The following is a 6388-nucleotide window of genomic DNA, read 5'->3' on the forward strand; positions in this document are numbered from 1 at the left end:
GCCTGCTCATTGCTGCCGAGGCGTCATCCGACGCCGCCGGTCAGAAGAAGCCCAGCGGGTTGATGTCGTAGCTGACCAGCAGGTTCTTGGTCTGCTGGTAGTGCTCGAGGGCCACCTTGTGGGTCTCGCGGCCGACGCCGGACTTCTTGTAGCCGCCGAAGGCGGCATGGGCCGGGTACTGGTGGTAGCAGTTGGTCCACACGCGGCCGGCCTGGATGCCGCGCCCCATGCGGAAGGCGACGTTCATGTCGCGGCTCCAGACACCCGCGCCCAGGCCGAACTCGGTGTCGTTGGCGATGGCCAGCGCCTCCTCCTCGTCCTTGAAGGTGGTCACCGCCACCACCGGACCGAAGATCTCCTCCTGGAAGACGCGCATCTTGTTGTTGCCCTTGAGCAGCGTCGGCTGGATGTAGTAGCCGTTGTTGATGGCCGGGTCCAGGGACTCCCGCTCACCGCCGGTGAGGAACTCGGCGCCCTCCTCCCGGGCGATCTCCATGTAGGACATGATCTTGTCGAACTGCTCCTGGGAAGCCTGGGCGCCGACCTTGACGTCGGTATCCAGGGGGTTGCCGCGGGTGATCTGGCCCACCTTCTCCATCACCTTGACCATGAAGGCGTCGTACATGCTCTCCTGGATCAGCGCCCGGGACGGGCAAGTGCACACCTCGCCCTGGTTGAAGAAGGCCAGCACCAGGCCCTCGGCCGCCTTGTCGATGAACTCGGGCTCGGCGTTCATGATGTCGGCGAAGTAGATGTTCGGCGACTTGCCGCCCAGTTCCACCGTGGAAGGAATGATGTTGTCGGCGGCGCACTTGAGGATATGTGCGCCCACCGGGGTGGAGCCGGTGAAGGCGATCTTGGCGATGCGCTTGCTGGTGGCCAGCGCCTGGCCGGCCTCGGCGCCGTAGCCATTGACGATGTTGACCACCCCCGGCGGCAGCAGGTCGCCGACCAGCTTCATCAGCTCCAGTATCGAGGCCGGGGTCTGCTCGGCGGGCTTGAGCACCACGCAGTTGCCCGCGGCCAGGGCCGGCGCCAGCTTCCACACCGCCATCAGCAGCGGGAAGTTCCAGGGAATGATCTGCCCCACCACGCCCAGCGGCTCGTGGAAGTGATAGGCCACGGTGTTGGCGTCGATGTCCGCGGCGGTGCCCTCCTGGGCGCGGATGCAGCCGGCGAAGTAGCGGAAGTGGTCGACGGCCAGCGGCAGGTCGGCGTTGAGTGTCTCGCGCACCGCCTTGCCGTTGTCCCAGGTCTCGGCCACGGCCAGCATCTCGAGGTTCTGCTCCATGCGGTCGGCGATCTTCAGCAGCACGTTGGAGCGCTCGGCGGCGGAGGTCTTCCCCCAGGCCGGCGCGGCGGCGTGGGCGGCATCCAGCGCCTTGTCGATATCCTCGGCACTCGAGCGCGGGATCTCGCAGAACACCTCGCCGTTGACCGGGCTGACGTTGTCGAAGTACTGGCCCTTCATCGGCGGCACGAACTCGCCGCCGATGTAGTTGCCGTAGCGCTTCTCGAAGGTGACGACCGAGCCGGACTGGCCGGGGTTGGCGTAGATCATGGCGTGACTCCTGACTGTTGTCGTTGTGGCGATACACCCCCCAGTGTTGGTCAGCGCCGCCTTGTGCGACATACTCCGGTGGCAGGAGAGGGCCTCCTCCTTCGGTAGGAGGCGAGACGAGTCCACGAGGGATTGCCCATGCACACCCTGATGGTCGCCGACGACCATCCGCTGTTCCGCGAGGCGATCGCGGCGGTGATCGAGGCCGGCCTGCCCGACAGCCGGCTGCTGGAGGCGGAGAGCCTGGACCAGGCCCTGCGCCATGCCGCGGCCTGCACGGAGCTGGACCTGGTGCTGCTCGACCTCGGCCTGCCCGACGCCAGCGGGCTCGAGGGGCTGAGGGCGCTGCGCGCGGCACACCCCTGGCTGCCGGTGGCGATCCTCTCGGCCGACCAGGAGCGGCGCACCATCCTCGACGCCCTCGACCTGGGCGCGGTGGGCTACATCCCCAAGTCGACGCCGCGCCGGGACCTGCTCGCGGCGCTGGCCCAGCTGCTGGAGGGCCAGGTCTACCTGCCGCCGGAGATCATGCGGCGTCCCGCCGTCCCGCACGCTTCCCCTGCCACGGCCGGCATGCCCACACCCGCCCCTCGCTTCGCCGAGCTGACCGACAAGCAGCTCGAGGTGCTGTTGCGCCTGAGCCGCGGCGCCTCCAACAAGGTGATCGCCCGTGAGCTCGACATCGCCGAGACCACGGTGAAGACCCATGTCTCGGCGATCCTGCGCAAGCTCGGCGTATCGGGCCGCGTGCAGGCGATCCTCGCCGCCAATGATGCCGACCTCGAGGCCCTGCTGGCCGAGCGCCAGGGCCCGTCACGCTGAGTCACCGCCCAGCAGGTCGACCAGGGCCATGCGCAGCCGCAGCGGCTTCACGGGCTTGAGCAGGCAGCCATAGCCCAACTGCCGGGTCAGGCCCTTGATCGCCGCATCGTGGTTGGCGGTGATCACCAGCACCGGGAGCCCCGGCTGGCGCTCGCGCAGCCGCTCCGCCACCGCCAGCCCATCGGGGGCCTCCTCGCCCAGGTGGAAGTCGACGAGCAGCACGTCCGCGCCGGCGCCGGCGGCCTTGCCCTCCAGGTCGGCCAGCGAGGTCGCGGTCAGCGCCCGGCAGCCCCAGCCCTCGAGCAGCGCGGCCATCCCCGAGCAGATCCCGGGATCGTTGTCGATCACCCAGATACGCGCGCCCTCCAGGACGCTGCCCAGCCCCGGCGAAATCGCGGTGGCCTGGGAAGGTGGCGATGTCACCGGCAATCGGCCATGGGGGACCCGCACCGAGAAGAGCGAGCCGCGGCCCGGCACGCTGGCCAGCCGCAGGGGGTGATCGAGCATCCCCGCGATGCGGTCGACGATGGCCAGGCCCAGCCCCAGGCCGCGATCCTCGGCGTCGCGATTGCCGCCCAGGCGCTGGAACTCCTGGAAGATCGCCTCGCGCTGTTCCTCGGGGATCCCCGGCCCGCTGTCCCCCACCAGGATCTCGACCCCCTCGGGTCGGCGGCGGCAGCCCAGCAGGATCTTGCCGCGCGCGGTGTAGCGGATGGCGTTGGTCAGGAAGTTGCGCACCACCCGGGCCAGCAACGCCAGGTCCGAGGCGACCACCGCGCCGCTGCCCACGTAGTGCAGCTCGAGCCCCCGAGCCGCGGCCATCTGGCGGTACTCCTCGGCCAGCACGTCGAGCAGCCGGGCGATGGGGAAGGGGGCGATATCCGGCTCGAGCACCCCGGCATCGAGCCGCGAGATGTCCACCAGGGTGCCGAGCAGCGCCTCCACGTCCTTGAGCGAGCGGCCGATATGGCCCACCAGCCGGGTCGAGGGCTCGGGCAGAGAGTGCTCCTCCAGGGCGCTGGTGAACAGCCGGGCGGCATTCAGCGGCTGCAGCAGGTCGTGGCTCACCGCGGCCAGGAAACGGGTCTTGGAGAGGTTGGCCGCCTCCGCCTCCGCCTTGGCGGCATGCAGCTCGGCGAGGGTGCGCTGCAGCGTCTCGGTGCGCTCGCGCACCTGCTCGGCGAGCAGCACCGCATGCTCGAAGGCCGCATAGGGGGCGCCGCCCGCCACGCCCGCCGACTCCACGCGCTCCATCAGGGCGGTGGCGATCCGCCGCAGGCGGGCGTTCTCCTCCAGCAGCTCGCGCTCCCGCGGGCCGGCGTCGTCAGGCGTCTGGCGTGGCCGGGAGAGATCCAATGGCAACCCCGGTGAAGGTCTGGTTGATGTGCATGCCATGGTGCTGCTCCCCGTAGGTATTGAAGCCGATCACCCGCGAGCGGCCCAGCAGGCGCGAGGCCGGGGTCACCAGCCCCAGGGACTCGAGTTCCAGCCGGCGCAGGAAGCAGTCGCAGCCGATCACCAGCGCCGGCTCGCCGAGCCGTGCGGTGAGTCCGGCGAAGACCGCCTCGAGGTCCTCCAGCAGCGGGGCCGGCTGCATGGCGGTGAGCACGATGCCGTTCTCCACCGCGCAATAGAAGCTGAGGCTGCCGTCGTCGTTGACCCGCTGGATGGAGCGCACGAAATGCGCCTCTCCCAGGCGCACCGCCAGCGGATGGCGGGCGAACACCTCGGGCGCCAGGGCCTCGACCGGCAGGCCCACCAGCCGGGCATACTCCTCGGCGGCCGGCAGGGCGTTGAGCTCCAGCACCCGGCGTCGCTCGCGGTCGGCGCGGGTGACCACCAGTTTCTCCTCCCGCGGGCGCAGGTGGTGGGTGGTGAAGACCTCGAACGGCAGCCGGGTGTTGATCATCACCACCACCGCCGCCTGACCATGGAAGCGGCCGTCGGCATGCACATGGGTATGGGCCAGGCGGTTGTCGTCGCCGGCGGAGCCGCCGAAGCTGGGGATGCGCCCCAGGGCGGCATCCAGGGTCGCCAGCACCTGCTCCTCGCAGCTGGAGAGGCCATCGAGCAGGGTCAGGGCGAAGCTGTGCTCCCCCACCGGGGCCAGGGCCCGGCCGCGACAGTCATCGAGCAGGCCATCGACCAGCCGCTGGGCACGGATCAGGTCGAAGCCTGCCAGGTCCTCGACCAGCGCGCAGGAGACGGCGAAGTGGCGACGGTCGAGGCCGATGGCGACGATACAGCCCCGCGCGTAGCCCTCCGGGGTGATCTCCCCGGCGGTGGTGCAGCCCGCCACCGCCACGCCCTCGAAGGCCTCGTCGAGGGCCGAGGAGAGCGCGGCCAGGGGATATTCGGCGCTGCAGAAGAACAGCACGAATCCGAGCTCGGCATGCCGCAGCGCCCCGGCCAGCTCCCGGGCCGCCCCTTCGGGGTCCCGTCGCCGACTGACCGCCGTGCGCAGCGGTGGCTCCGCCTCGAGCGGGCCGGGGACGACAGGGGTGTCGGGAGAGAGATCGAGCATGTCGGCCTGCCTGTGCGATTTCAGGCAGTGTATGTCGCCGGAGCAAGCGGCGACAACGCCGGCCTGTGGACGGGGTCAGGCGCTCCCGACGCGGGGATGAGCCCCCTGGTACTTTCTGCTGATCCGGGAACGAAATTGATCGACGTCAGCGGTGGCACCGAACTGGGACAACTACCTTAATCGGACGGTGCCCGGAAGAGGCCCGGAAGACCATAAAGGAGAAATCCATGCCTGCCATCACCCTCGGGACACGAGCCCGCCCATGCCCCTCGGGCGAGCAGCTGCTGCTCGCCCACGAACACGAGTCACGCGAGATGGAGCGCTATCGCGGCCTGGCCCTGAGCTTCCTGCCCACCCAGCCCCATGTCAGCCGCCTGATGGCAGCGCTGGGCATCGAGTGCGAGCAACGCATCGCTGCCCTGGAGGCGCTGGCCGAGCAGCTGGGCCTGCGTCAGTACCTGCCAGCCGCCCACTCCCGCCACCCGACGCGACCGGGAGCAGGCCAGCTTCACCTGTTCATCACCGACGACGCCATGGCCTTCCTGACGCTGAGCCATGCCCTGGCTGTCGCCGACTACTCGCGGCGCTTCAGCGAGCTGATGGCCCACTACTGCCAGCTGCCGGCGCTCGATGCCCTGCTCGCGCAATTCATCGAGCGCAAGCGCACCGCCTGCCACCTGCTCGAGGAGGCCCAGGCAAGCGCCTACGCCGCCCCTGCCCGGGCCTGATCCCCGGCATCCTGAGGATGCCGGGGCTCGGGATAGCCCCGACACCTTGCCGCTCCGGCCCTCCGCCGCCTTCACCCTTCAACGACCGGTCGAGGCCTTGCGCGACCTGCGCCGAGGCCTTCCGGCCTTCTCCTCGCCGCCCGACGGATCGCCGCCCGACGGATCGCCGCCCGACGCGAAGTGCCCGCGCACCAGCGCCAGCAGGCCCTGGGTGGAGGCATCGAAGTCCTGGCTGTGGGCGTCGATGCGCTCGCTGATCTCGCCGGCGATGCGCTTGCCCAGCTGTACCCCCCACTGGTCGAAGGAGTTGATGTTCCAGATCACCCCCTGGACGAACACCTTGTGCTCGTAGAGCGCGATCAGCGCGCCGAGGTTCCGGGGCGTCAGCTCGTCGAGCAGCAGCACGCTGGAGGGGCGGTTGCCCGGGCAGCTGTAGGGGTCGGGCCGGCTGCCGCTGCCCTCGCCCCCCTTGAGGCTACCCTCCATGAAGGCGTTGGCCTGGGCCAGCATGTTGGTGAGCAGCGCGAAGTGGTGCTCCTCCATGCCCGGCTCGGGCTTGAGCGAGGCGATGAAGTCGATGGGCACGTAGCGGGTGCCCTGGTGGAGCAGCTGGAAGAAGGCGTGCTGGCCGTTGGAGCCGGTCTGGCCCCAGACGATGGGCCCGGTCTTGTAGTCCACCGGGTGGCCGAAGATGTCCACCGACTTGCCGTTGGACTCCATGTCGAGCTGCTGCAGGAAGGCCGGCAGCTGATG

Annotated in this window: 5 protein-coding genes and 1 pseudogene; 2 read left to right on the forward strand and 4 right to left on the reverse strand. The window is 69.8% G+C overall.

Annotated features, from left to right (window positions below; all coding sequences use genetic code 11):
* Positions 1 to 40 precede the first annotated feature (40 nt).
* Positions 41 to 1561, reverse strand: a complete 1521-nt coding sequence (exaC, locus tag DFP85_RS12260) for an acetaldehyde dehydrogenase ExaC (protein ID WP_133636544.1) — start codon at positions 1559 to 1561, stop codon at positions 41 to 43.
* Between the two features lie 138 nt (positions 1562 to 1699).
* Between exaC and DFP85_RS12265 the strand changes: the two genes are divergently transcribed.
* Complete coding sequence (locus DFP85_RS12265) at positions 1700 to 2383, forward strand: response regulator (protein ID WP_133636545.1); 684 nt, start codon at positions 1700 to 1702, stop codon at positions 2381 to 2383.
* On the opposite strand, the gene DFP85_RS12270 is transcribed toward DFP85_RS12265, so the two are convergent.
* Together DFP85_RS12270 and nosP are read right to left on the reverse strand one after the other, a co-directional pair.
* Complete coding sequence (locus DFP85_RS12270) at positions 2375 to 3778, reverse strand: ATP-binding response regulator (RefSeq protein ID WP_133636546.1); 1404 nt, start codon at positions 3776 to 3778, stop codon at positions 2375 to 2377. The genes DFP85_RS12265 and DFP85_RS12270 overlap by 9 nt on opposite strands.
* A complete protein-coding gene (nosP, locus tag DFP85_RS12275) occupies positions 3708 to 4907 on the reverse strand; it encodes a nitric oxide-sensing protein NosP (RefSeq protein WP_133636547.1) in 1200 nt (399 codons plus the stop codon). The genes DFP85_RS12270 and nosP overlap by 71 nt, the downstream gene beginning before the upstream one ends.
* A gap of 227 nt (positions 4908 to 5134) precedes the next feature.
* Here nosP and DFP85_RS12280 point away from each other — a divergent pair, with 227 nt between their 5' ends.
* A complete protein-coding gene (locus DFP85_RS12280; RefSeq protein WP_133636548.1) occupies positions 5135 to 5635 on the forward strand; it encodes a hypothetical protein in 501 nt (166 codons plus the stop codon).
* Positions 5636 to 5713: 78 nt separating this feature from the next.
* Here DFP85_RS12280 and pgi read toward each other — a convergent pair.
* Positions 5714 to 6388 (reverse strand): annotated as a pseudogene (pgi, locus tag DFP85_RS12285) (glucose-6-phosphate isomerase); the annotation flags it as partial.

The organism is Halomonas ventosae (genome assembly GCF_004363555.1).
GTDB classification, from domain to species: Bacteria; Pseudomonadota; Gammaproteobacteria; order Pseudomonadales; family Halomonadaceae; genus Halomonas; species Halomonas ventosae.

What these genes read in the sequence shown, in the direction of transcription:
- exaC (WP_133636544.1), bottom strand. Translation starts at nt 1,561, where the DNA reads ATGATCTACGCCAACCCCGGCCAGTCCGGCTCGGTCGTCACCTTCGAG.
- DFP85_RS12265 (WP_133636545.1), top strand. Translation starts at nt 1,700, where the DNA reads ATGCACACCCTGATGGTCGCCGACGACCATCCGCTGTTCCGCGAGGCG.
- DFP85_RS12270 (WP_133636546.1), bottom strand. Translation starts at nt 3,778, where the DNA reads ATGGCATGCACATCAACCAGACCTTCACCGGGGTTGCCATTGGATCTC.
- nosP (WP_133636547.1), bottom strand. Translation starts at nt 4,907, where the DNA reads ATGCTCGATCTCTCTCCCGACACCCCTGTCGTCCCCGGCCCGCTCGAG.
- DFP85_RS12280 (WP_133636548.1), top strand. Translation starts at nt 5,135, where the DNA reads ATGCCTGCCATCACCCTCGGGACACGAGCCCGCCCATGCCCCTCGGGC.